Annotated in this window: 29 protein-coding genes; 6 read left to right on the top strand and 23 right to left on the bottom strand. The window is 59.0% G+C overall.

From position 1 onward, the window contains the following. Nucleotides 1–84 precede the first annotated feature (84 nt). Nucleotides 85–1185 (top strand): S8 family serine peptidase, encoded by a 1101-nt coding sequence (locus tag ACLI1L_RS02325; protein WP_244169506.1) that lies wholly within the window; start codon nucleotides 85–87, stop codon nucleotides 1183–1185. Here the strand turns inward: ACLI1L_RS02325 and eccB are convergent. The 12 genes from eccB to secY all read right to left on the bottom strand — a co-directional run bounded on the left by eccB (nucleotide 1175) and on the right by secY (nucleotide 10952). Further along, a complete protein-coding gene (gene eccB, locus ACLI1L_RS02320) occupies nucleotides 1175–2461 on the bottom strand; it encodes a type VII secretion protein EccB (RefSeq protein ID WP_411707949.1) in 1287 nt (428 codons plus the stop codon). The genes ACLI1L_RS02325 and eccB overlap by 11 nt on opposite strands. 75 nt (nucleotides 2462–2536) lie before the next feature. Continuing rightward, nucleotides 2537–3430, bottom strand: a complete 894-nt coding sequence (truA, locus tag ACLI1L_RS02315; RefSeq protein WP_411708346.1) for a tRNA pseudouridine(38-40) synthase TruA — start codon at nucleotides 3428–3430, stop codon at nucleotides 2537–2539. Between the two features lie 135 nt (nucleotides 3431–3565). Next, nucleotides 3566–4063, bottom strand: a complete 498-nt coding sequence (gene rplQ / locus ACLI1L_RS02310) for a 50S ribosomal protein L17 (protein WP_023020595.1) — start codon at nucleotides 4061–4063, stop codon at nucleotides 3566–3568. A gap of 72 nt (nucleotides 4064–4135) precedes the next feature. Beyond that, nucleotides 4136–5146 carry a DNA-directed RNA polymerase subunit alpha gene (locus ACLI1L_RS02305; RefSeq protein ID WP_005322760.1) on the bottom strand — a complete coding sequence of 337 codons (1011 nt, stop codon included), beginning with the start codon at nucleotides 5144–5146 and terminating at the stop codon, nucleotides 4136–4138. Between the two features lie 114 nt (nucleotides 5147–5260). Continuing rightward, nucleotides 5261–5866: a 30S ribosomal protein S4 gene (rpsD, locus tag ACLI1L_RS02300; RefSeq protein ID WP_005322762.1), complete on the bottom strand. Its 606-nt coding sequence runs from the start codon at nucleotides 5864–5866 to the stop codon at nucleotides 5261–5263. Nucleotides 5867–5887: 21 nt separating this feature from the next. Then, the gene (gene rpsK, locus ACLI1L_RS02295) at nucleotides 5888–6292 is read right to left on the bottom strand and encodes a 30S ribosomal protein S11 (RefSeq protein WP_005322764.1); all 405 of its coding nucleotides are present in this window, start codon (nucleotides 6290–6292) and stop codon (nucleotides 5888–5890) included. Between the two features lie 3 nt (nucleotides 6293–6295). Next, nucleotides 6296–6664, bottom strand: a complete 369-nt coding sequence (gene rpsM, locus ACLI1L_RS02290) for a 30S ribosomal protein S13 (RefSeq protein ID WP_005322765.1) — start codon at nucleotides 6662–6664, stop codon at nucleotides 6296–6298. A gap of 183 nt (nucleotides 6665–6847) precedes the next feature. Beyond that, entirely contained in the window at nucleotides 6848–7066 is a 219-nt protein-coding gene (infA, locus tag ACLI1L_RS02285; protein WP_004566852.1) for a translation initiation factor IF-1, read from the bottom strand. Nucleotides 7067–7366: 300 nt separating this feature from the next. Next, nucleotides 7367–8218: a L,D-transpeptidase gene (locus ACLI1L_RS02280; protein ID WP_394286513.1), complete on the bottom strand. Its 852-nt coding sequence runs from the start codon at nucleotides 8216–8218 to the stop codon at nucleotides 7367–7369. Between the two features lie 66 nt (nucleotides 8219–8284). Continuing rightward, entirely contained in the window at nucleotides 8285–9079 is a 795-nt protein-coding gene (gene map / locus ACLI1L_RS02275; RefSeq protein WP_411707948.1) for a type I methionyl aminopeptidase, read from the bottom strand. Between the two features lie 2 nt (nucleotides 9080–9081). Next, entirely contained in the window at nucleotides 9082–9627 is a 546-nt protein-coding gene (locus ACLI1L_RS02270) for an adenylate kinase (protein ID WP_023020592.1), read from the bottom strand. Beyond that, the gene (gene secY, locus ACLI1L_RS02265; protein ID WP_086587782.1) at nucleotides 9627–10952 is read right to left on the bottom strand and encodes a preprotein translocase subunit SecY; all 1326 of its coding nucleotides are present in this window, start codon (nucleotides 10950–10952) and stop codon (nucleotides 9627–9629) included. The genes ACLI1L_RS02270 and secY overlap by 1 nt, the downstream gene beginning before the upstream one ends. Before the next feature lie 376 nt (nucleotides 10953–11328). Here secY and ACLI1L_RS02260 point away from each other — a divergent pair, with 376 nt between their 5' ends. Together ACLI1L_RS02260 and ACLI1L_RS02255 are read left to right on the top strand one after the other, a co-directional pair. Continuing rightward, nucleotides 11329–12636, top strand: coding sequence for a class I SAM-dependent methyltransferase (locus tag ACLI1L_RS02260; protein WP_049360586.1), 1308 nt, complete (start codon nucleotides 11329–11331; stop codon nucleotides 12634–12636). A gap of 12 nt (nucleotides 12637–12648) precedes the next feature. Further along, complete coding sequence (locus ACLI1L_RS02255; RefSeq protein WP_411707947.1) at nucleotides 12649–14151, top strand: FAD-binding oxidoreductase; 1503 nt, start codon at nucleotides 12649–12651, stop codon at nucleotides 14149–14151. 111 nt (nucleotides 14152–14262) lie between these two features. On the opposite strand, the gene ACLI1L_RS02250 is transcribed toward ACLI1L_RS02255, so the two are convergent. From ACLI1L_RS02250 to rpsH, 7 genes are all read right to left on the bottom strand, one after another. Next, on the bottom strand, nucleotides 14263–14751 hold the full coding sequence (locus ACLI1L_RS02250; RefSeq protein ID WP_411707946.1) for a hypothetical protein: 489 nt from the start codon (nucleotides 14749–14751) through the stop codon (nucleotides 14263–14265). Nucleotides 14752–14996: 245 nt separating this feature from the next. Next, nucleotides 14997–15443, bottom strand: a complete 447-nt coding sequence (rplO, locus tag ACLI1L_RS02245) for a 50S ribosomal protein L15 (RefSeq protein ID WP_005322777.1) — start codon at nucleotides 15441–15443, stop codon at nucleotides 14997–14999. 3 nt (nucleotides 15444–15446) lie between these two features. Further along, entirely contained in the window at nucleotides 15447–15632 is a 186-nt protein-coding gene (rpmD, locus tag ACLI1L_RS02240; protein WP_023020587.1) for a 50S ribosomal protein L30, read from the bottom strand. A gap of 3 nt (nucleotides 15633–15635) precedes the next feature. After that, nucleotides 15636–16259, bottom strand: a complete 624-nt coding sequence (gene rpsE, locus ACLI1L_RS02235) for a 30S ribosomal protein S5 (RefSeq protein WP_023020586.1) — start codon at nucleotides 16257–16259, stop codon at nucleotides 15636–15638. A 40-nt stretch (nucleotides 16260–16299) separates the two neighbouring features. Then, nucleotides 16300–16701 carry a 50S ribosomal protein L18 gene (gene rplR / locus ACLI1L_RS02230; RefSeq protein WP_005322788.1) on the bottom strand — a complete coding sequence of 134 codons (402 nt, stop codon included), beginning with the start codon at nucleotides 16699–16701 and terminating at the stop codon, nucleotides 16300–16302. Between the two features lie 3 nt (nucleotides 16702–16704). Next, the gene (rplF, locus tag ACLI1L_RS02225) at nucleotides 16705–17241 is read right to left on the bottom strand and encodes a 50S ribosomal protein L6 (RefSeq protein WP_086587762.1); all 537 of its coding nucleotides are present in this window, start codon (nucleotides 17239–17241) and stop codon (nucleotides 16705–16707) included. A gap of 15 nt (nucleotides 17242–17256) precedes the next feature. Then, complete coding sequence (gene rpsH, locus ACLI1L_RS02220; protein ID WP_005322799.1) at nucleotides 17257–17640, bottom strand: 30S ribosomal protein S8; 384 nt, start codon at nucleotides 17638–17640, stop codon at nucleotides 17257–17259. A gap of 355 nt (nucleotides 17641–17995) precedes the next feature. Between rpsH and ACLI1L_RS02215 the strand changes: the two genes are divergently transcribed. Further along, nucleotides 17996–18244 carry a DUF6457 domain-containing protein gene (locus ACLI1L_RS02215; RefSeq protein WP_317001288.1) on the top strand — a complete coding sequence of 83 codons (249 nt, stop codon included), beginning with the start codon at nucleotides 17996–17998 and terminating at the stop codon, nucleotides 18242–18244. After that, nucleotides 18244–19062, top strand: coding sequence for a formate dehydrogenase accessory sulfurtransferase FdhD (fdhD, locus tag ACLI1L_RS02210; RefSeq protein WP_411707945.1), 819 nt, complete (start codon nucleotides 18244–18246; stop codon nucleotides 19060–19062). The genes ACLI1L_RS02215 and fdhD overlap by 1 nt, the downstream gene beginning before the upstream one ends. Here the strand turns inward: fdhD and ACLI1L_RS02205 are convergent. Next, on the bottom strand, nucleotides 19059–19844 hold the full coding sequence (locus ACLI1L_RS02205; protein ID WP_394286845.1) for a formate/nitrite transporter family protein: 786 nt from the start codon (nucleotides 19842–19844) through the stop codon (nucleotides 19059–19061). The genes fdhD and ACLI1L_RS02205 overlap by 4 nt on opposite strands. A gap of 140 nt (nucleotides 19845–19984) precedes the next feature. Here ACLI1L_RS02205 and ACLI1L_RS02200 point away from each other — a divergent pair, with 140 nt between their 5' ends. After that, nucleotides 19985–20866 carry a hypothetical protein gene (locus ACLI1L_RS02200; RefSeq protein ID WP_394286844.1) on the top strand — a complete coding sequence of 294 codons (882 nt, stop codon included), beginning with the start codon at nucleotides 19985–19987 and terminating at the stop codon, nucleotides 20864–20866. A gap of 109 nt (nucleotides 20867–20975) precedes the next feature. On the opposite strand, the gene rplE is transcribed toward ACLI1L_RS02200, so the two are convergent. Genes rplE through rplN form a run of 3 tightly spaced genes read right to left on the bottom strand, consistent with a single transcriptional unit; the run spans nucleotide 20976 to nucleotide 22217 of the window. Next, nucleotides 20976–21527: a 50S ribosomal protein L5 gene (gene rplE, locus ACLI1L_RS02195; protein ID WP_049358620.1), complete on the bottom strand. Its 552-nt coding sequence runs from the start codon at nucleotides 21525–21527 to the stop codon at nucleotides 20976–20978. 2 nt (nucleotides 21528–21529) lie between these two features. Further along, nucleotides 21530–21844 (bottom strand): 50S ribosomal protein L24, encoded by a 315-nt coding sequence (rplX, locus tag ACLI1L_RS02190; protein ID WP_005322810.1) that lies wholly within the window; start codon nucleotides 21842–21844, stop codon nucleotides 21530–21532. Nucleotides 21845–21848: 4 nt separating this feature from the next. Next, a complete protein-coding gene (gene rplN, locus ACLI1L_RS02185; protein WP_005322812.1) occupies nucleotides 21849–22217 on the bottom strand; it encodes a 50S ribosomal protein L14 in 369 nt (122 codons plus the stop codon). Between the last annotated feature and the right edge of the window lie 161 nt (nucleotides 22218–22378).

Below are 22378 nucleotides of genomic sequence, written 5' to 3'. Positions count from 1 at the left end.
CCTACTACATTGTGGATAAGCTCGGCGCTTCTTGATTGCGTGGCTGTGGCAATACTTCCCGCTACCTTAGGTGCTGCGGCATTAGTGGCCGCTCCCGATGCGACCGCGCGTGAACCGGACCGCGAATGCGCAATCGCGCATTCCTCACCGCTTTCGCCCCAACCTAGCGAGGATCAGCTCAACTACCGCGCCCGTCTGCACTCCTTTGCCACCGGGGAGGGCGTAAAGGTTGCCGTTATCGATACCGGCGTGGCTACCCACGATCAGCTGCGGCACCTCAGCGGCGGCGCGGACCTTATCGCGCCGGAGGAACCGGAGCCGCACCGCGACTGCGACCTGCACGGCACCGTCGTAGCCGGTATCATCGCCGGCCACGATATTGGTATCGCGCCACGGGCGGAAATCTACGCTGTGCGCCAAACCAGCGCGCATTATCGCCAAGAGCGAGAAGACGATACCACCGGCTCGCTAGATACCTTGGCTGAAGCGATTGATGACGCCGCCGATGCCGGCGCCCGCATCATCAATATCTCCGTTGTTTCCTGCGTCCCGCCGGATGTGGCCGCCCTGGTTGATACTTCCCGGTTGGACGGTGCTTTAGCACATGCGGAAGAATCTGGATCCGTGGTAATTGCCGCATCCGGCAACGCTTCTTCCGGTAGCTGCGAGATGGGTGACCGAGTATTTCCAGCAGATTCGCCCACAGTGCTCTCAGTAAGCGCCCAAGCGGATTCGCACGAGCTCGCTGACTACTCTCTGAATTCGGCGGATGGCCCACAACTGGCCGCGCAAGGTTTTGTACCACTCGCGCTCAATCCCGCCGGCGGATGGGCCGACGGCAAAGAGGGTACGGACGGCACGTCCCAATTTCACGGCACCTCCTTTGCCGCGCCGGTAGTCAGCGGCACGGCGGCCCTACTGGCGCAGCGTTTCCCCGATGACAGCCCGGCCGCCCTACGCAAACGCTTAGAAGACGCCGCGGAGCCGGGACACGGATTCGTCGATCCGCTCACGGTGCTCACCCACGTGGAATCATCCACGCACGGAGATACCCGAGCAATGGCTATCCGCCCCGCCGAAAAGAGCACATCACACGCGCCTATGCGCAGTGCATGGGTACTTGGCGGGTTGGCGTTGGCGCTAGCCGCGTGGGCAACGTGGCGCGGGCTACGGTCTAAGAGCTGACCTGCAGCGCCTGCTCGCGGCTAAGCGCCGAGCCTTCCGGCAGCAAACGCAGAATCTCCCAGGGCACCCGCGCGCCTACACCAGTGCCCAGCGCCTCTAAGGTCTCTTTATCCTTGACCTCGTGCCGCTGACCCGTCGGTGCAACCACGTGGTAGCCATGACCGCTATCTACTCCTACGCCTCCGCCGTTGAGACCACCAAAGCGCTGCGCCACCGCCTCACCAGCCAAGGCTACGGTACCCGCTTGAGCAGGTACCACTTCCCCGCCGCCCTCATTACTCGCACACATCCAACCATCGTCTGGACTCACAAAGCGGAAAGTGGTGGAGGGAAGGTTGAGGTTTAAGGGGACGTCGGCAAGCGCAGCAATCTCCTGGGCCGTGGATGTCGCCGTCTTGGCGCCTAATCCAATAAGCATCTGCGCCTGCGTGGGCGTAAGCTCGGCGACGCCATCGGGTGTGCGCGCCCATAGCCCCTGGCCAGTGTCTACGACCTCCGGCGGCTGCGCCGGAAAATTCAGCGGAGGCAACTCCGCAAAAGCATTGAGCAACTCAGGCGGCATGGGCCAGGCGTGGGTGCCGTCGTCCACACCAATCGCGCGACGCACCACACGCCCCTGGGTGCTAGAGGGATCAGGCAACGCCACCCGGCCGTCCTGAGTAATAAGCCACTGCGTGCCTTCGGTCTCCACCAATGCGGCGCGCTCCGGCCCCAGGCCTTCCTGCTCGGGCTCGGCAAGAACGATAACCTCTTGTGCGGCAACCTGGTGGCTGCCGATGCTAGTCGGGTTCTCCGTCTCCGTGGACTCCTCTTTGCCTGCCAAACAGGCCGCCCAGCGCTGCTGCGGAGTCTCGCTGGCAGCCGCAAGGTACCCCGGGGCATCCGCGATCCCTACCGGGGATCCCAGAAGGGCTTCGTGCAGGTGTTCATCCCCAATCGCCTGCGCCTCGGCAGCCTGACCGGCGATGATGCGCGCAGACGCCAAGTTAAAGACGGGGTGGTAGGTGTCGTTGACATCCACAAAGAGCTGGCCCTGCTCCGAGCGCACAATCGGTGCATCACCCGGCTGCGGGCTCGGCTGCAGCCATGCCAACATGCCAGAGCCCACCGCAAGGAAGGCGACGCCGACCCCACCGAAAAGGAGCGCTTTGCGGCGCCTAGCCAATGGATCGTGAATCATGCGGATATCGCCTAATACAAGCCCATGCTCGACGCGGCGGCGCAAGAATTTATGCCCCGATACCTGGGCCTTGGTAGTAGGCAGCGGACGTGCCATGATTTTCCCCCGAAAAGTCTGTGTACACCCAGCACACAGGCTATCCCAGGTGGGCTCCCACCGCCACCTGGAAAGCTAGTCGGCGCTGCGCCGTTCCCGAGTAACCTCGGCGCGGGCGGCCAGTTGGTCCGCCGCCGGGTAATCCACGGCCACCAGAGAAAGCCCTTTCGCCGGGGCCACGGGGATGCTGGAGGAACGTTTGGTCTCGTGGAGCAGCGCTGCGGCGAAGTCGGCATCGCGGCGCCCCTCCCCTACGCGCAGGCAGCACCCCACCAGGGATCGCACCATCGACCAGCAAAACGCATCGGCGCTCACGCGGGCTTCAAAAAGCTCCGGTTCTTCGGGCGTTGAAACATCCCGCCAGGAGAAGTCCTGCAGCTCACGGATGGTCGTGGCATTCGGCTTAGCTTTGCAGAAAGCCGCGAAGTCATGCAGGCCCACCAACGCTGTGGCGGCCTCCTGCATGGCATCGATATCCACCGGCTTTATCCACTCGGCGGTATCCCGCGCACGCGTCGGCAAAGCGCCCCGCGGGCTGGTAGTAATCCGGTATACATAATGCCTGCGCAAGGCCGAGAAACGCGCATCAAAGCCCGCGGGCGCAAACTCGCAGCTATGTACCCGCACGTCTTCAGGCAAAAGCTTTGCTAACCGACGCACCAGCTTCCCCGGTTCCCCCGCCACTGAGCGCTGTTCCAGCATCTCTTTGGGAACGTCCACGTGGGCGACCTGGCCACGCGCATGGACGCCGGCGTCCGTCCGGCCGGCGACCGTTAGCGGTACCTCGGCGCGGGCAATCATCGCAAGCTTTTCTTCCAGCACGCCTTGCACGGTACGCAGACCGCCTTTTTGCTTCGCCCAGCCGTGGAAATCCGTTCCGTCATAGGCCAAGTCCAAGCGCAGGCGCACGAACCCGTCAGCCGGCCCTTCTGCGGTGGTAGATGCTGCAACAGTCATGGTGGGATTCATGCTACCGGAGGCACTTCCCTCGACCAGAGCCGGGCCCAGCTCCCCGTGCACCGTTTGGAAGAGTCCAGACATAAAAAGCCGCCGCCCTCCCACAAGTGGGAAAGGCGGCGGCAAAGCGCTAAGGCCGAAGGGGAATTACTTCTCCTCGGACTCCTCAGCTGCAGTCTCCTCAGCAGGTGCCTCGGTCTCTGCAGCCTCGTCTGCCTTAGCTTCCTCAGCCTCGGCGGCCTTAGAAGCAGCAGCGCGGGTAGCGCGGTTAGCCTCGGAGGTCACGGTCTCCTCAAGAACGAGGGAGATCTGGGACATCGGGGCATTGTCACCGGTGCGGTTGTCCAGCTTGATGGTGCGGGTGTAGCCACCCTCACGGTTCTCAAACTTCGGTGCGACCTCGTCGAACAGGTAGGAAACGACATCCTTGCGCGGGATGAGCTTCAGCACTGCGCGGCGGTCAGCAACGGTGCCGGACTTAGCCTTGGTGATGATCTTTTCGATGTACGGGCGAAGAACCTTCGCCTTAGCATCGGTGGTCTTGATAGCGCCGTGCTCGATCAGGCTGGCTGCCAGGTTGCTCAGCATGTGAGCCTGCTGCTTGGCGGAGCCGCCGAGACGGGCACCCTTCTTAGGGGTTGGCATTGTGTACTCCTCGTATGCGGTAAAAGTTGAGCGCGCGGCAATTAGGTAATTGCCGCAAGTCAGCGGGGTTCTTTACTCGGAATCCTCAGCAGCCGGGTCCTTGAAGTCACCGGTTTCTGCGTCGTAGCCCTCGAGCTGGGTCGGGTCAAAGTCCTCAGGGGTGTCCTTGAGAGCCAGGCCCAGGTTAGCCAGCTTGATCTTTACCTCATTGATCGACTTCTGGCCGAAGTTGCGGATATCCAGCAGGTCGGACTCGGTGCATTCAGCGAGCTCGCCCACGGTGTGGATCTCCTGACGCTTCAGGCAGTTATAAGAGCGGACGGAGAAGTTCAGGTCCTCGATCGGCATGCCATAAGCAGCGATGTACTCGGTCTCCTGCGGGGAGGGTCCGATCTCGATGCCTTCGGCAGCGTTGTTCAGCTCGCGAGCCAGGCCGAAAAGCTCGACCAGGGTGCCACCGGCGGAAGCCAGCGCATCGCGTGCGGAGATCGAGTTCTTGGTTTCGACGTCGATGGTCAGCTTGTCAAAGTCGGTGCGCTGCTCAACACGAGTTGCTTCGACCTTATAAGAGACCTTCAGAACCGGGGAGTAAATCTGGTCGACCGGGATACGGCCGATCTCACCGGAGGTAGGAGCGGCTGGGACGTAGCCACGGCCGCGCTCGACGACGAGCTCAATGTCCAGCTTGGCGGTGTCATTCAAGGAAGCGATGTGCAGATCCGGGTTGTGGATCTCCACGCCAGCCGGCGGCTGGATATCGCCCGCGGTGACATCGCCCGGGCCTTCCTTGCTCAGGTACATAACTACCGGCTCATCAGAGTCGGAAGAAAGCACCATGCTCTTGATGTTCAAGATGATCTCGGAAACGTCTTCCTTCACACCGTTGATGGTGGTGAACTCGTGGAGAACACCATCGATCTTGATGGAGGTTACTGCTGCACCCGGAATGGAAGACAGCAGGGTACGACGCAGCGAGTTACCGAGGGTGTAGCCAAAGCCCGGCTCGAGCGGTTCGATGACGAACTTGGAACGAGACGAGTCGATGAATTCCTCGGTGAGTTGAGGACGCTGGGAAATGAGCATTGCAATTCTCCTTTTCGGCGACCGCTATTTGACGCCGGTAGAGGGGTAAAAATCTTCGGGATTGAAGATTCCTGGTTCTCCGCCAGACCATTAAAGGCCTTGCGGAATAACAGTTTACTTCGAGTAAAGCTCGACGATGAGCTGCTCCTGCAGCGGAATGTCGATCTGAGCGCGCTCGGGCAGCTGGTGCACGAGGATGCGCAGGGTATCAGGAACAACCTGCAGCCATGCCGGTACGTTGGCATCGATGAGGGCGTCCTGAGCATCTTCGAACCATTCCATCTTCTTGGAGCGGTCACGGACATCGATGATGTCGTACTGGGTGACCTTGTAGGAAGGAACGTTGATGTTCTTGCCGTTCACGGTGAAGTGACCGTGAGAAACAAGCTGGCGAGCCTGGCGGCGAGTGCGTGCCAGACCTGCACGGTAAACTACGTTGTCCAGGCGGGACTCGAGCAGGATAACCAGGTTATCGCCGGTCTTGCCCGGGAGGCGGTTAGCCTCTGCGTAGTAGCGACGGAACTGACGCTCCAGCACACCGTAGGTGTACTTTGCCTTCTGCTTCTCCTGGAGCTGCAGCAGGTACTCAGATTCCTTGATGCGGTTGCGGCCAGCCTGTCCCGGTGGGTACGGGCGGCGCTCGAATGCCATATCTCCGCCGACCAAGTCGACGCGAAGACGGCGGGATACGCGGGTAGCGGGGCCAGTGTAACGAGCCATTTTCTTACCTCTTCCTTTCCCTTAAACCTTGCGGCGCTTGGTCGGACGGCAGCCGTTGTGCGGCTGTGGGGTAGCATCCGTGATCGAGGAAACCTCGAGGCCTGCGGCCTGCAGGGAACGGATGGCGGTCTCACGGCCGGAGCCTGGACCCTTGACGAATACGTCAACCTTCTTCATGCCGTGATCCATTGCCTTACGGGCAGCGTTCTCAGCTGCCATCTGAGCGGCGAACGGAGTGGACTTACGGGAGCCCTTGAAGCCAACGTGGCCGGAGGATGCCCAGGAAATAACAGCACCGGTCTGATCGGTGATCGAGACGATGGTGTTATTGAAGGTGGACTTGATGTATGCGTGGCCGAGAGCCACATTCTTCTTTACGACGCGACGGCCGGAACGGCGCGCGCCGGAACGAGTCTTTGGAGGCATGAATTACTTCTTCTTTCCTGCGATCGTCTTCTTCGGACCCTTACGAGTGCGCGCATTGGTCTTGGTGCGCTGGCCACGTACAGGCAGGCCACGACGGTGGCGCAGACCCTTGTAGCTACCGATTTCAATCTTGCGGCGGATATCAGCCTGAACCTGACGGCGGAGGTCACCCTCAACCTTCCAGGTAGCCTCAATTGCGTCACGGAGCGCCGACAGCTGGTCATCATCCAGGTTGTCAGTGCGCAGGTCAGGAGAAATGCCAGTCTTTTCTAGCAGTTCCTTGGCACGGGTTGGACCGATGCCGTAGATGTAGGTGAGAGCGACCTCCATACGCTTATTGCGTGGGAGGTCAACACCAGCTAGACGTGCCATATGGCGTGTCCTTTCGGGTTGTTACGGCGGTTTTCTCCCCATCCGTCCCACTCCATGCAACGCTTCGCCCGGACCGTGCCGGGAATCCTTGGGTTACTTACCAGTGTGGGCTCAGGCCACCGTAGCCTGAGGTGGACAGGGTGAACCTACAGGTCCACCCTTGGGTGAGGAGGCTTACAGTTTTTACTTGTAGCGGTAGACGATGCGTCCACGGGTCAGGTCATAAGGAGACAGCTCTACAACCACGCGGTCCTCTGGGAGGATGCGGATGTAGTGCTGACGCATCTTGCCAGAAATATGTGCAAGAACCTTGTGTCCATTGTCGAGCTCGACACGGAACATTGCGTTGGGCAAAGGCTCGATAATGCGGCCTTCTACCTCGATTGCGCCTTCCTTAGCCATAACCTCTACTTTTCTGGCGACGGACAAGTGCGCCGTCACCTGCATGTTTGTTGTCTACTGCGGTGGCGTATCCGCGCCAGCCTCACTGACGCTATACACCGACTTAACAGCATACGCTGCAGCGACACGTTTTCCAAACCGCTGCACTTTCCGACGTCCCATAATGGACCTCTCCGCTCCCCTACCCTTGTGCCCACGGTCAGAGTTTTTAAGACTGGCAGATCGAAGAAATCCCCCAACACCGGCTTCCTTATCGGGGAACCAGCGCGGGGGAATCAATAAGCGCAGTGGCGGGAGGCTTTAGTAAATGAATACCTTATCGCCGACCTGCACGTTATCCCAGTAACGCTTTGCAGCGTCCGGCGGCAGGTGTACGCAACCATTGGAGTCAACGGCCGGGTCATCCAAGTGGAAGGCGTGGCCATTATTGGTGAAGTAGATGGAGTACGGCATCGGCGCGTTATTGAACTCGCGGGAGATTTCGTGCTCTACCTTGCGGGTGACGTGGAAGGTGCCGCGTGGGGTTTCCTGACCACGCATGCCAGCCGACATGGCCGGAGAAACATAGGAGACCTTGCCGCCGTCCTGCAGCCAGGTGCGGCGACCGTTCAAGTCAACACACACCTTGGCGTCCGCAGGGCACGGACCACGGTCAAACTCGTTAGCGCGGCGCTGTGCTTCCGCCTTGCGTGCGGCAGCCTCGGAGCGAGCCTTCTCAGCGGCAACGCGCTCGGCATTAGCGCGGGCCGCAGCCTCACGAGCTTTGCGTGCCTCCTCATTCTTCTGAGCAATCAGGCCTGGGAAGAGGAATTCAACGGCGCCGTCCACTGCAGTCTGAACGCTAGGAGCCAGCTCAGGAGAGAACTTCTCCGCCTGGTCCAAAATCTGGTTGCGGGTGTTCCACGCCTGCTCGCGGGTCTGGCCGTAGAAATTATCCAGCTGTGCCTTTGCATCAGCGGTGAGCTTATCTAGGCCGGACTGAGAAGAGAGCTGTGCGAGGTCAGAGTTTGCCTTGGAGCTGAGCTGATCCAGGTTAGGAACCTCCTGGGCAGTAGCGGCAGGAGCCGCAACGGTGGCGCTCAAGGCCATCACGCTAACGACTGCGGGCGCTGCGACCGTGGCACGGAACTTGCGGAAGCTAAATTTAGACATGGCTGTGAGTATAAACCTTTCGGGGGGTATCTGCCTAGTACAACAGGCAATATTGGGGAATATGTGTCAGTAGCGACGGGTGAGAATACGGGGACCATCGGCGGTGGCGGCCACCGTATGCTCCCAGTGGGCGGCAAAGGAACCATCGAGGGTAACGACCGTCCAGTCATCCTCTAAGACGGCGGAATCCTCTGTGCCCAAAGTTAGCATGGGTTCGATGGCCAGTACGGAACCTTCCTGAATCAGCGGGCCGCGCCCGGGCCGGCCTTCGTTGGCTAGGTACGGTTCCTCATGCATGGTGCGTCCAATTCCGTGTCCACCGTAACCATCGACGATAAAAAGCTCCACACCGAACTTGTCCTCGGCACGGCGGGTGGCTTGCTCTAAGGCATGAGAGACATCGGTAAGCAGATTGCCCGGAACCATAGCCTGCATGCCTTCCATAAGGACCCACTCGGTGGCCTTGTTGAGGGCCTCGACATCTGGATCGAGCTTGCCCACGGCGAAGGACCATGCGCTATCGCCGACCCAGCCGTCGAGCGTGGCACCACAATCAATGGAAACCAGGTCACCTTCGGCGAGCACAGTTTCCTGGTCTGGGATTCCGTGGACGATGACATCATTAACGGAAGCGCAAATGGAGCCCGGAAAGCCTTCGTAGCCCTTGAAAGTGGGATAAGCCCCGGCATCGCGAATGGTCTGTTCGGCCACTGCATCTAATTCGAGGGTAGATACGCCAGACGCCGCAGCAGCGCGGACTTCCTGCAGTGCCTTGCCGACGATCTCGCCGGCGGCCTGCATGGCGTCTAGCTCACCCGGGGTACGGGCGGGGATGCGCTTACTGCGGCGTCGAAAAGCCATGCTTACTTACCCAGTGCTTCCATCGCACGGGCGTTAATCTCCTCCACGGTGCCTTCGGCCTTGATGGGGATAATGGCATCGCCGTAGTGCTCAATGAGCGGGAAGGTCTCCTCACGGTACACACCGAGACGGGTGCGGATGGTTTCCTCGTTATCGTCGGCGCGGCCGCGAGCCATCATGCGCTCGACAACTACGTCCTCAGATACCTCGAAGTTGAGCACGCCGTCGAGCTTCTCGCCCTTCTTGGACAGCAGCTCTTCCAGGATGTCTGCTTGCTCGGTAGTACGAGGGAAACCGTCCAGCAGGAAGCCATTCTTGGCATCGTCCTGGTTGAGGCGATCCTCGACCATACGAGCGGTGACGTCGGTAGGTACCAGCTTGCCTGCATCGATATAAGACTTTGCTTCCACGCCCAGCGGAGTGCCTTCGCCAATATTGGCGCGGAAGAGGTCGCCGGTGGAGATATGCGGAACGTTTAGCTTCTCGCTGAGGATAGCTGCCTGGGTGCCCTTGCCGGCACCGGGAGGTCCTAGAAGTACAAGACGCATTACTTAAGTAGTCCTTCGTAGTTGGATTGCAGTAGCTGGGACTCGATCTGCTTGACCGTAGTCAAAGCGACAGAGACCATAATCAGGATGGCCGTACCGCCAAAGGCGGAGGTACCGCTGGCAGAAGTGCGGCCCACACCGAGATCCAAGAGGATATTCGGCAAAATGGCGATAACTGCCAAGTACAGGGCGCCCACGCACAGCAGACGGTTCATCACATAACCAAGGTACTCCGCGGTCGGACGGCCCGGGCGGATACCCGGAATGAAGCCACCATACTTCTTCATATTATCCGCCTGCTCTGCCGGATCGTACTGAACCGAAACGTAGAAATAAGCGAAGAAGATAGTCAGCACGAAGTACAGCACGATGTACTGCCAGGACGATGGCGCCTGCAGGTGTGCGATGACATTGCGCTGCCACCAGTTATCGGGGGTACCGGCGGAGCCAGAGTTCACGATCTGGGTAATGAGCACCGGCATGTAGATAAGGGAGGAGGCAAAGATGACCGGGATAACGCCGGCCTGGTTGACCTTCAGCGGCAAGTAGGTGGAGGAACCACCGTACTGACGGCGGCCAACCATGCGCTTGGCGTACTGGACCGGGATACGGCGCTGACCCTGCTCGATGAAGGTGATGCCCACGACGAGGACAACCAAGCCAGCAACGACCATGGCAAAGACGAGTGCGCCGTTGTTCTGCATGATGCTCACGCCATCGGTAGGCAGGCGGGTAGCAATGCCGGCAAAGATGAGCAGGGACATACCGTTACCAATGCCCTTTTCGGTGATGAGCTCGCCCATCCACATCACCAGCACGGCGCCCGACGTCATGGTGATTACCAGGACGATGAGGGTAAAGAAGTTACGGTCTTCTGCCAAGACCTGTACGCCCTGGCCCAGCAGCTGCTCGCGGTCTGCCAGTGCGACGATGCCGGAGGATTGTAGCAACGCCAACGCCAAGGTCAGGTAGCGAGTGTACTGGGTCATCTTCGCCTGACCGGACTGGCCTTCCTTCTTCAATTCCTCGAAGCGGGGAATGACCACGGTCAACAGCTGCACGATAATCGAGGCCGTAATGTACGGCATGATGCCGATGGCGAAGATCGACAGCTGCAGCAATGCGCCACCCGAGAAGAGGTTAATGACGGAGTAAAGGTCTCCGGACTGCTCGGTCAGCTGGCGCAAGCGGCCAGCAATTGACGCATAGTCAACACCCGGGGACGGGATCTGTGCGCCGACTCGGTACGCAATGACCATCACGATGGTGAAGATGATCTTCTTACGTAGGTCGGCATCCTTAAAAGCCTGGATAATGGCGGACACTACAAAATCCTCCTGGCCTACCGCTGCCGAACGCGAAATCTAGGGAGGGTTTCGCGCTCATACACGGAGGTGGAAACTCATCTGCCCCTAGGAAACCGCACCCCTTAAACCGGACAGCTAAGGGGAATTTTAGGCTTCTTTCAGGGACGGTTGAACACTTATGACCCCACAACCCTACCAGCCTTGCCCCCCATAGCCACATTAATACCCAATAGTGTGACCATCATTGCTTGTTCTTTCGCGCGTTTTGCCTACGGGGTTTACCATGAGGGGGTATTGCACACATGCAATCCCCCAGTAAAGTCTCCGACCTCACAGCCCCATGTGCCACGAGGCCGTTATTGGTGTGAACCAACTATTTTCGAAAGAAGTACTTATGAAAAAGAAATTCACGCCGATGACCGTAGCTGAGATCATCGACGTTTTTGTCCCTAGCCCCAATCCCTTCCGCTGGGAAGCCTTCGATGGGTCCGCAACCGGACCCGAGGATGCCCAGTACAAGGTAACTATCAATAGCCTCGAGGGCCTTTCTTTTATTGCTACCCACCCCGGCGACGTGGGATTTGCTCGCGCTTATGTCACGGACGGCATCACGGTGTACGGCGATCACCCCGCCCATCCCTATGGAATTTTTGACGCCCTGCATGCCATGTACGACAAATTCCACAAGCCGGATGCAAAAACGCTGGCACGTGTTATCCGTTCCCTAGCGTCGATGGGTGCCTTCCAAATCCAGCCGGTGCCAGAGGTAGAGCGAGCCTCCTGGTTGCGCCGCAAGGTGCATGATGGCCTGTCTAAGCACTCCAAGCAACGCGATGCGGATGTCATTTCTGATCACTATGACGTGGGCAATGACTTTTATGAGCTCTTCTTGGGCGATTCGATGACCTATACCTGCGCCTACTACCCCTCCCCAGACGCCACCTTGGAGGAAGCACAGGAGAATAAGTACCGCCTCATCTTTGACAAGCTGCGCCTCCAGGAGGGCGACCGCCACTTGGACGTGGGCTGTGGCTGGGGCGGCATGGTGCGCTACGCGGCGCGCCGCGGCGTGAAGTCCATTGGCGTCACCCTATCCAAGGAACAGGCCGAGTGGGGCCAGCGCAAGATTGAGGAGGAAGGCCTCCAAGACTTAGCGGAAGTACGCTTCATGGACTACCGCGATATCACCGAAGAGGGCTTCGATGCTATCTCCGCCATCGGAATTATCGAGCACATCGGTGTAAAAAATTATGATGACTTCTTCAAGTTCCTCCATGGCAAGTTGAAGGTGGGCGGCCTGATGCTCAACCACAACATCACCTATCCGGATAACCACAAGACGCCTAAGGGCGGCTTCATTGACCGCTATATCTTCCCCGATGGCGAGCTCACCGGTTCCGGCAATGTCACCAAGGCCATGCAGGATAATGGCTTTGAGGTCATCCACACCGAGTCACTGCGCTTTGACTACATGCGGACGCTGCACGATTGGTGCGAGAACCTGAAGGAAAATTGGGACGAGGCCTGCGCCACCGTGGGACTGCCTACTGCCCGCCTCTACGGCATTTATATGGCCGGTTCAGAGTGGGGATTTGAGCGCAATATCATCAACCTGTACCACTTCCTCGGCGTCAAGCTGGGCGAGGCCGGCTCCCGCGCCGGCGTGCCTGAGCGCCGGTGGTGGGAAGATAGCCGCTTTTAAGGAGGCTTTGCCATGACACTCATTGATAATCTGCGCGAACGCGTTGCCGCCGCCCAACCACGCCCAGTAGATGCCATGCCCATTGAGCCGGTGGGGTGGGCGGCGCACCAGGAGGGCGTCGACAAGCTGCTCGCCAGCTTCCGTGCCGTACCGGCCGGAAAGCGCGTGCGCCTAGCCAAGAAAACTTCTAATCTTTTCCGCAGCCGCAGCGAGGAGCAAGAGGGCCTAGACGTATCCGGCCTAGGCGGCGTCATCGAGGTCGATCCGGTTGCTCGCACGGCCGAGGTGCAAGGCATGTGCACCTATGAGGACCTCGTCGATGCCACCCTTCCCCATGGCCTGATGCCGTTTGTGGTGCCACAGCTGAAGACCATTACCTTGGGCGGCGCTGTTACTGGAATGGGTGTGGAATCCACCAGCTTCCGCAATGGCCTCCCGCACGAATCCGTAATAGAGATGGATGTACTCACCGGCACCGGCGAGATCCTCACCTGCTCCCGCGAAGAAAACGTCGATCTCTTCCGCCTCTTCCCCAATTCCTATGGCTCGCTGGGCTATGCGGTGCGTCTAAAGATTGAGCTGGAGCCCGTGCCCGCCTATGTGGAGCTGCGCGAGGAGCGTTTCCACACAGTGGAGGAGGCAAGCCGCGTGCTTGCCGACGTCTCCTCTACCCACACCCACCGCGGCGAGCCCGTCCACGGGCTCGACGGCGTGGTCTTTTCGGAGGACGAGTCCTACCTTGTCTTTGCCCGCTTTACCGACGAGGAAGGTCCGACCTCCGATTACACGCGGGATAAGATCTATTACCGCAGCCTCCAGCACGACTCTGGGATCCGCCGCGATCGCCTCACAATCCGCGACTATATCTGGCGCTGGGATACCGACTGGTTCTGGTGCTCGCGCGCTTTCGGCGCCCAGAACCCCAAGGTGCGCAAGGTGTGGCCCCGCGAGTTGCGCCGCAGTTCTTTTTATTGGAAATTGGTGCGCCTCGACCGCAAATACGAGCTGGAATATAACTTCATCAAAAAGCCGCACGGCAAGCCGCGCGCGGAGCGCGTGGTGCAAGATATCGAGGTAACCCCGGAGAACCTGCCGGAGTTCCTCCACTGGTTCTTTAATGCCTCCGATATACAACCGGTCTGGCTGTGCCCCATTCGCTTGCGTGATGGCGTGGACGAACTTGTAGGTACCGGCGACATCGCCTCCCACTCCACGGACCCATGGCCGCTCTACCCGCTTCACCCAGGACAAACGTGGGTCAACGTCGGCTTCTGGTCCGGCGTGGAAGGCGACCACGTCGACCCCTCTGCCCCGAATAATGGTGCTTTCAACCGCGTCATTGAATCCAAGGTCAACGAGCTTGGCGGACACAAGTCCCTTTACTCCGAAGCCTTCTATTCCCGGGAAAAATTCGAAGAACTCTACGGCGGCAACCTTCCCGCCGCCATTAAGGCAGTCACCGATCCGGATAACCGCTTCCCCGGCCTGTATGAAAAGACCGTAGACGAGGCCTAATCCTTCTCCACCGCGCTTCACCTAGGCTGGTGTGGAAAACACATGAAAGGGTGGCACGCCCTCCACGAGCGTCCACCCTTTTCTTATGCCCTAAACTGGGACGTTAGCGCTTTAGTATGCAGCGGTGATGTTGTCATAGCCGTTGATCTTCAGCGCATCCATGACACGCTGGACGGCCGCCTCATCCTTTTCCGGATTGTAGGTCTCCGGGAAGGTCAGGTGGGCAGAGTGGTCATCCTTGAACTCAATGTTCATGAACTCGTGGCCGGCCTCTTGGGTAGCCAGGGCCAACTCGCGCTGTACGGCTAGCTTGCCGCTGTGTAGGTTGCCACCGTTAAAGCCAGGGTCAACCTTTTCAGAACCCTCTGCGGCGCCATTGATGACATCTTCCTTGTCGCCGGTGATACGGCCCTTTTCAGCATGTGCACCCGGCTGCTGGTCTTGAGGAGTCTGATCTCCAGCCTCCGCCGGCGCGGTTTGTACGGTCTCAGCAGGCTCCGGCTGGGAGAGCTGGTCTTGGGCATCAACAGGGCCGGTGGAACCAGCGAACGGCATGATGGCTGCGATTGCAGTAGCGAGCAGGGAAGAAATAGACGACATAAGAGTCTCCTTAACGTTAGATGATTTTCAACTAAGATTCACTATAACAGCCGTGAATAAAAATGGCCATACCGTGAACCTAATTTATCAATAAAGGTTTCCTGTCAACCATTTCCAACGCCAATTGCTGGGATAGGCTAGGCAACCAGATTCCATGCCAGCGCCCGCCCGATTCTCTCAAAACAGCAGAAAAATCCCCCTGCCCCGCTTGCGCGGAGAGGGGGATGAAATCTACCTAGAGGAGATTACTTGGTGTTGGCGGAACCGCCAGCAGCCTCAATCTTCTCAACAGCAGACTTGGAGAACTTGTCAGCGGTGACGTTCAACTTAACGTTGATGTCGCCGTTGCCCAGAACCTTGACCGGCTTATTAGCGCGGACCAGGCCAGCAGCTGCGATGTCAGCAACGGTGATGTCGCCGCCATCTGCGAACTTCTCAGCCAGGTCAGCAACGTTAACTACCTGGTACTCAACGTGGTTCGGGTTCTTGAAGCCCTTCAACTTAGGCAGACGCATGTGGATCGGCATCTGGCCACCCTCGAAAGCAGCGGAAACCTGCTTACGAGCACCGGTGCCCTTGGTACCGCGACCAGCGGTCTTACCCTTGGATGCCTCACCGCGGCCAACGCGGGTCTTAGGCTTATTTGCTCCTGCGGTTGGGCGCAGGTCGTGCAGCTTGATGATATCAGCCATGGTTTACTCCCCTGCCACTTCTTCGACGGTGACCAGGTGGCGAACCTTGTGAACCATACCGCGAACGATCGGGGTGTCCTGCTTAACTACGGACTGACCGATGCGTTTGAGGCCGAGAGCCTCAATGTTCTTGCGGTGGTTCGGCTTGGTGCCCACCAGGCCCTTTACCTGTGTAATCTTCAGAGCCATTGCTTATGCCTCCTGACCTGCGCGCTTGCGCAGCATACGGGCCGGGGTGACCTCTTCGATGGACTTGCCACGACGTGCGGCAACCTCTTCAGGGCGGACCAGCTGCTTGAGGCCGTCCACGGTAGCGCGGACGACGTTGAGTGCATTGTCGGAGCCCAGGGACTTCGACAGGATGTCCTGCACGCCAGCGCATTCAAGCACTGGACGAGCAGCACCACCGGCGATAACACCGGTACCAGGTGCGGCAGGCTTCATCATAACGATGCCAGCTGCGTCGCGACCCTCAACCGGGTGGGTGATGGTGCCGGCAATCATCGGAACGCGGAAGAAGTTCTTGCGAGCCTCTTCAGCACCCTTCTGGATTGCGGCCGGGACTTCCTTGGCCTTGCCGTAGCCAACGCCAACCTGACCCTGGCCGTCACCAACGACGACGAGAGCGGTGAAGGACATGTTGCGGCCACCCTTAACGGTCTTGGAGACGCGGTTGATGGTCACAACGCGCTCGATGTACTTATCGCGCTCGTTGTCCTGGTGGTTACGACGATCGTTGCGGCGGCCGTTGCCACCGCGGTTGTTCTTGTTGTTCTCGGCGGAGCGTCCGCCGTCACGCTGTTCACGGTCCGACATTAGGCGTTCCTTCCGTTGATGTTTCCGTTGACGATGATCATTAGAACTTCAGACCACCTTCACGTGCGGCGTCAGCCAGCGCAGCGACGCGGCCGTGGTACTTGTAGCCTGCGCGGTCAAATACGACGTGCTCGATGCCAGCGGCCTTTGCGCGCTCGGCAACCAGCTCGCCTACCTTGGCAGCCTTGGCCTTCTTATCGCCCTCGAGTGCACGAACGTCCGCCTCCATGGAGGATGCGGAGACCAGGGTGTGGCCTGCCAGGTCATCGATGACCTGGACGTGCATGTGACGAGAGGAGCGGTGAAGAACCAGGCGCGGTGCCTCAGGGGTGCCGCGCAGGGTCTTACGGATACGGAAGTGACGGCGTGCGCGTGCTTCGCGACGACGGGAGGAGATGTCCTTGCCGACTGGAGTGCGCTTGGTGTTTTCAGTGTTTGCCATTGCTTACTTACCCGTCTTTCCGACCTTGCGACGGATCTGCTCGCCTTCGTAGCGAATACCCTTGCCCTTATAAGGATCGTCCTTACGCAGACGACGGATATTAGCGGCGATCTGTCCGACTAGTTGCTTGTCAATACCGGTAATGGACAGCTTGGTTGCGCCGTCCACTGCGAAGGTAATTCCCTCCGGAGCCTCGATGAGGATCGGGTGGGAGTAGCCCAGGCTGAATTCCAGGTCCTTGCCCTTCTGCTGGACACGGTAGCCGACACCGAAGATTTCCATCTTGATGGTGTAGCCCTCGGTCACGCCGATAACAGCATTGTTCAGCAGGGAGCGGGACAGACCGTGCAGAGCACGGTTCTTGCGGTGGTCATCAGGGCGGGAGACGGACAGTACGCCGTCTTCCAAGTTGATGGCGATAGGCTCTGGAACGTTAACGCTCTGGGTGCCCTTTGGGCCCTTAACCTCAACGTCTTGGCCGTTGATCTTGATTTCGACGCCGTTTGGTACGGCGATTGGTGCTAGACCGACTCGAGACATGTGTCAAACCTCCCTTTACCAGACGTAGGCGAGAACTTCTCCGCCTACGCCCTTCTCCTCAGCCTGACGGTCAGTCAGCACGCCGTGGGACGTGGAAATAATAGCCACGCCCAGGCCGCCCAAAACCTGCGGCAATTCGGTGGACTTTGCGTACACACGCAGACCCGGCTTAGACACGCGACGCAGGCCAGACAGGGAGCGCTCGCGGTTGTTGTACTTCAGCTCGAGGGACAGGGTGTGGCCCTCGACGGTGTAGTCAGCGATGTAGCCTTCCTGCTTCAAGATGTCAGCAATATTTGCCTTCAGCTTGGAGGTAGGCATCGACACGGTGTCATGGTGCGCATTACTTGCGTTGCGCACGCGCGACAGCATGTCGGCAATAGGATCAGTCATAGTCATATGAGTGACCGTGTACCTTTCTCGTTGCGGTTCCCGTGCTCACCAAAGCGTTCTCCGTGTGATTTCGGGCTACTCACGCTCCCCACGGTCAGTACCGTGAGGCGCTCGCCACCCTTTGATTCAGACAACGGTCCGCTATCTACGGCGAGGGGCCTACAACAAAGTTGATGTTCAGTTCTTGCAACGGCTCGGCGCTTTCTGCAGCTCAGCGTGCCAAAATTCGCAATGATCGAGGCACGCCGAAGCCTCGGCGCAAGCACGAGGTACTATGCTACGCCATAACCTGGGGTTTTCCAAATAGTCCCGCCCAGTCATTAGAGTCAAGACCAGCACGAACATAAATAAGGAGATGGCTATGACCCAAACGCACGAGGACCCCATCCAATCCGCCCACGAGTGGCTGGAAGAAGCCGCCCGTCACCTTGGCCTCGATCCACAAGAGGCAACCGCACTTACCCGCGAAATCCTGGACTTAACCAAAGACGTTGCACATAATCGCTCCCGCCCGGCGGCCCCGCTTACGGCCTTCCTCGTCGGCCTCGCTTCTAGTGATGTAGACGAAGCACGTAGCAATATTGCCGCCCTAAAGCAGGTGCTGCAGTAATGGCCGGTCGCAAGAATTCCACCTTCGCCGTCACCAAGGTCCGTTTGGGAGAAAGCCTGCAGGTCGATACTCGCGCCGATACTGTCGCCGGCGAGGAGCCCCTCGAAATCCGCGTGGGCGGCCAGACCATTACTACCACCATGCGCACTCCCGGCCATGACATCGAGCTGGCGCACGGTTTCTTGCATTCGGAAGGCCATATTGCCTCGCTTGGCGACGTCACGGAGGCCCGCTACTGCGCCGGCTCCACCGTCGACGGAATGAATACTTATAACTTGCTCGACGTCGATCTAGCGAAAAAGAATGTGCTTAACCTAAGCGATCTGCGCCTGACCACCACAACTTCTGCCTGCGGCGTCTGCGGTACCTCCTCTATCGAGGCGTTGACCAAGCAAACGCGCTACCCGATTCCCCAAGTGCCGGTGGATCCCTATGTCGTGGCCAAGCTGCCCGAAGCACTTCGCGCCGAACAGAAGCAATTTAAAAAGACCGGCGGCATTCACGCCGCCGGTGCCTTCACCTTGGCCGGTGAACCGGTTGTCATCCGCGAAGATATCGGCCGACACAATGCCGCCGATAAGGTCATCGGTCACCTTCTGCTAGAGGATCGACTGCCTGCTGACGATCTCATTTTGGTAATGAGCTCGCGCGCCAGCTTTGAGCTCGTCCAAAAGGCGGCGATGGCCGGCTTCGGAATGCTGGTTGCCGTCAGCGCCGCCTCCTCCCTAGCGGTGGAAACGGCCCGCGAGACCGGCATGGCGCTCGTGGGATTTGCTCGCGGCGACCACTTTAATGTGTATTCCGGCGAGCTCGCCTAGTCGCGGTAGGCCTCTGGGCCGCGGTTGAGCCAAGCATATACTCCGCCAACCAAAAGGCCGCCGCCGATGAAGTTGCCGATCCACACCAGGATCCAATTGAGCGCCACGTTGCCAACAGTCAGGGTTGCCGGCACTGGGTCGGACGCGAAAAGCGTGATGCTAAACAGGCAGAAGTTCGCAATAACGTGTTCCAGACCCAACGCCACGAAGGCGCCGATAATCGGGATAATCACGAAGAACTTCGAAGCCGCGTCCTTGGCAAAAATGGCTCCCACGATACCCATATTGACCACGAAGTTCGCGGCAATTGCCTCTACCAACATGCCTTGCGGGGACTTGGTGAGCTTGCCTTCAGAAACCGTCACCAAGAGGTGCGAGGGATCTAGGTCGGCGAACTTGGCAGACATCGCCATAATGGCGGCAAAAATGATCGCGCCCACCAGGTTGAAAATGGTGGTGATAAGCAGCAGGTACAGGGCCTTGCCCCACGCCACGTGCTTATTGCTGGCGGCATAGACCATGTACATCATGTTGCCGGTAGCCAGATCTGCACCCAAGAGCAGAATAGCGAACAGGCCCACGCCGAAAAATAGGGCAAAAGCCACGGAGCCCATCCCCGGCGCAACGCCGTTGACGGCCTGGCCTACCACACCGGCAAAGGCGGTACCGATGCACAGGTACACACCCGCCAAGGTAGCGCGAACTGCAAAGCGAGCGAAGGATTCATCTAATAAGGTGACCTTCTTGACGGCCGCCGCCTTGGCGGCATCATTGAGAGACATTTCAACCTCATTAATTAAAGAGAATTAAATCCTTCTAATCTTATCCTGACCACCTGATTCCGCGTCAATTCCGGGTATGCATAACACTGCGGTGTAAGCTAGAACTTTCCTATTACCCGTATTTTCTCTTCGGAGGTCGCATGGATTCCCACTACCGGCCGCGGAGGGAACCGAATCGGCTTCCCGCTAACGGGCGCCGCAGCGTTCCATCGCGATCCGACCGTACAGATGCTGATCGCCAGTGGCGCCAGACCGAAACGCGCACCCGCCAACAACAGCGCCGCCGCCCACCGCGCCGCATTGAGGACACCTCACTTCCCCGACACCGCCGCAAACCCACCCTGTGGGAGCGAATCAAAAAAGTGTGGAAGTCCTCCGGCATCCTTCGCGTGGTTATCGGCATCGTTGCCACCGTGTTACTCGCCAGCACGATCAACCGCGTGGTCAACCCTCCAGAGGGTCTAGAGACCAATGAGGTCACCGCAGAAGAGGCACCTGCCATCGATCCTTCACCTGCCGTCGAGCTCTTTATCCCCGCTATTGAGGTTCATGCCGATTTTCAGGACGGCTCCTGTCGCGTAGTCAACGGTGCCATCAATCCGGATTCCATGAATAAGGCCTGCACCTACACTGCCGAAGACCGCCCTTATTCACTGCCGGGCACGACGGCCCAAGACATCGTGGTCATCGCCGGGCATACTGGGGCGGGCGTACCGGGCGTGTTTAATAATCTCTACGATGGCTCCGCCAACGAGCACAAGGTGCACTTAGGCGACAAGCTCTACGTGCGCACGCAGAACTCCGGCCAAAACTGGCTCATCTATACCGCTACCGACTTACACGACCCAGATAAACAGGGGCTTTCTGACGACGCCTCTGTTTGGGGCGAGGGTCCCATGCCTGGCCGTCTTCTCACCATCAGTTGCATTCAACCTGCCAACCCTTTGGAGCCGGCGGTGCGCAACGCGGTCGTCGGCTGGCAGTATGAGGGCACCACGCATACCGAGACCGCAAGCGCCTAAGCCGCACTGGCAGGAGCCAGTGCCTTCGCCCCGTGGAATTCGCGGCGCTCGGTAAAACTAGAAAATCCCAACGCCCCTTCCGGGGAGTTGGGAATTCTTAGCGCTCTATTTACTTGAACGGGAAGCCGAGCTCGCGCAGGAGCTTGCGGCCCTCGTCGTCGTTAGTAGCGGTGGTAACGACGGTGATGTCCATACCACGAGGGCGGTCGATCTTGTCGATGTCGATCTCGTAGAACATGGACTGCTCGGACAGGCCGAAGGTGTAGTTGCCGTGGCCGTCGAACTGCTGATCAGACAGACCGCGGAAGTCACGAATACGTGGCAGCGCGATGGTCAGCAGGCGGTCCAGGAACTCCCACATGCGGTCGCCGCGCAGGGTAACGCGTGCGCCGATGGGCATGCCCTCACGAAGCTTGAAGTTCGCGATGGACTTCTTAGCGCGACGCAGCTGCGGCTTCTGACCGGTAATAGCGGTCAGGTCCTCGAGTGCGCCGTTGATGACCTTGGAGTCACGTGCGGCTTCGCCAACACCCATGTTGACAACAACCTTGGTGACACCAGGGATCTGCATGACGTTGTCGTAGTTGAACTCGTCATTCAGGGTCTTGCGGATTTCCTCGCGGTAGCGAGTCTTCAGACGCGGGGTGTAGTTCTCGCTCATTTTTAGATGTCCTTCCCGTTGCTACGCGCGATACGGACCTTCTTGCCGTTCTCGTCGAAACGGTAGCCCACGCGGGTCGGGTTGCCTTCGGAGTCAACGATCGCAACGTTGGACACGTGGATCGGTGCTTCCTGGGTAACGATTCCGCCGGACTCGGCGCCACGCTCGGTAGCGGAGTTTGCGACGTGCTTCTTGATGCGGTTAACGCCCTCTACGAGGACCTTGTCACGCTTTGGGTATGCCTCGATGACCTTGCCCTTCGCGCCCTTATCCGGGCCCGAAATGACGATCACCATATCTCCCTTATGGATCTTCATAAGACTAGATCACCTCCGGTGCGAGAGAAACGATCTTCATGAAACGCTTGTCACGAAGTTCGCGAGCAACCGGTCCGAAGATACGGGTACCACGAGGCTCGCTATCGCCCTTGAGAACAACTGCAGCGTTCTCGTCAAAGCGAATGTAGGAGCCGTCTGGACGACGGGTTTCCTTCTTCGCGCGGACGATAACTGCCTTAACTACGTCGCCTTCCTTGACGTTGCCGCCTGGAACGGCGTCCTTGACAGTAGCGACAATAACGTCGCCGATGCCAGCGGAGCGTCGGACAGAGCCGCCGAGAACGCGGATGCACAGCAGTTCACGTGCACCAGAGTTGTCGGCGACGCGCAGACGCGATTCTTGCTGAATCACTATGGGTCTCCTGACCTGGATTGATGTGCGGTAAGATTTCCGTCCTTGCCGCACGCGGTCTACAAACTTGCGATGCTCAAGCCTTGACAACGGACTATGCCGAAGGGTCTCGGACCGGCGGTTCGGAAACGCACCGCTACGGGCCGACCAGCTTTTGCAAC

Origin of the sequence: Corynebacterium sp. LaCa117 (genome assembly GCF_046717765.1) — a bacterium.
In the GTDB taxonomy this organism is placed as follows: Bacteria; Actinomycetota; Actinomycetes; order Mycobacteriales; family Mycobacteriaceae; genus Corynebacterium; species Corynebacterium kefirresidentii.
Note: the sequence above shows the minus strand (reverse complement) of the source record. Positions and strands in the feature narration are given on the sequence as shown.

Coding starts and splice junctions, on each gene's coding strand:
- ACLI1L_RS02205 (WP_394286845.1), bottom strand. CDS start 19,844: ATGTCTCTCAATGATGCCGCCAAGGCGGCGGCCGTCAAGAAGGTCACC.
- rplE (WP_049358620.1), bottom strand. CDS start 21,527: ATGAGCGAGAACTACACCCCGCGTCTGAAGACTCGCTACCGCGAGGAA.
- rplQ (WP_023020595.1), bottom strand. CDS start 4,063: ATGCCAACCCCTAAGAAGGGTGCCCGTCTCGGCGGCTCCGCCAAGCAG.
- map (WP_411707948.1), bottom strand. CDS start 9,079: ATGGCTTTTCGACGCCGCAGTAAGCGCATCCCCGCCCGTACCCCGGGT.
- infA (WP_004566852.1), bottom strand. CDS start 7,066: ATGGCTAAGGAAGGCGCAATCGAGGTAGAAGGCCGCATTATCGAGCCT.
- truA (WP_411708346.1), bottom strand. CDS start 3,430: ATGAATCCCACCATGACTGTTGCAGCATCTACCACCGCAGAAGGGCCG.
- rpsD (WP_005322762.1), bottom strand. CDS start 5,866: ATGGCTCGTTACACTGGCCCCGCTACCCGCGTATCCCGCCGTCTTCGC.
- ACLI1L_RS02215 (WP_317001288.1), top strand. CDS start 17,996: ATGACCCAAACGCACGAGGACCCCATCCAATCCGCCCACGAGTGGCTG.
- ACLI1L_RS02280 (WP_394286513.1), bottom strand. CDS start 8,218: ATGTCTAAATTTAGCTTCCGCAAGTTCCGTGCCACGGTCGCAGCGCCC.
- ACLI1L_RS02260 (WP_049360586.1), top strand. CDS start 11,329: ATGAAAAAGAAATTCACGCCGATGACCGTAGCTGAGATCATCGACGTT.
- rpsK (WP_005322764.1), bottom strand. CDS start 6,292: ATGCCTCCAAAGACTCGTTCCGGCGCGCGCCGTTCCGGCCGTCGCGTC.
- rpsE (WP_023020586.1), bottom strand. CDS start 16,259: ATGTCGGACCGTGAACAGCGTGACGGCGGACGCTCCGCCGAGAACAAC.
- rpmD (WP_023020587.1), bottom strand. CDS start 15,632: ATGGCTCTGAAGATTACACAGGTAAAGGGCCTGGTGGGCACCAAGCCG.
- ACLI1L_RS02270 (WP_023020592.1), bottom strand. CDS start 9,627: ATGCGTCTTGTACTTCTAGGACCTCCCGGTGCCGGCAAGGGCACCCAG.
- eccB (WP_411707949.1), bottom strand. CDS start 2,461: ATGGCACGTCCGCTGCCTACTACCAAGGCCCAGGTATCGGGGCATAAA.
- rpsM (WP_005322765.1), bottom strand. CDS start 6,664: ATGGCACGTCTAGCTGGTGTTGACCTCCCACGCAATAAGCGTATGGAG.
- fdhD (WP_411707945.1), top strand. CDS start 18,244: ATGGCCGGTCGCAAGAATTCCACCTTCGCCGTCACCAAGGTCCGTTTG.
- rplO (WP_005322777.1), bottom strand. CDS start 15,443: ATGGCTGATATCATCAAGCTGCACGACCTGCGCCCAACCGCAGGAGCA.
- ACLI1L_RS02255 (WP_411707947.1), top strand. CDS start 12,649: ATGACACTCATTGATAATCTGCGCGAACGCGTTGCCGCCGCCCAACCA.
- ACLI1L_RS02200 (WP_394286844.1), top strand. CDS start 19,985: ATGGATTCCCACTACCGGCCGCGGAGGGAACCGAATCGGCTTCCCGCT.
- rplR (WP_005322788.1), bottom strand. CDS start 16,701: ATGGCAAACACTGAAAACACCAAGCGCACTCCAGTCGGCAAGGACATC.
- rpsH (WP_005322799.1), bottom strand. CDS start 17,640: ATGACTATGACTGATCCTATTGCCGACATGCTGTCGCGCGTGCGCAAC.
- ACLI1L_RS02305 (WP_005322760.1), bottom strand. CDS start 5,146: ATGCTCATTTCCCAGCGTCCTCAACTCACCGAGGAATTCATCGACTCG.
- rplX (WP_005322810.1), bottom strand. CDS start 21,844: ATGAAGATCCATAAGGGAGATATGGTGATCGTCATTTCGGGCCCGGAT.
- rplF (WP_086587762.1), bottom strand. CDS start 17,241: ATGTCTCGAGTCGGTCTAGCACCAATCGCCGTACCAAACGGCGTCGAA.
- ACLI1L_RS02250 (WP_411707946.1), bottom strand. CDS start 14,751: ATGTCGTCTATTTCTTCCCTGCTCGCTACTGCAATCGCAGCCATCATG.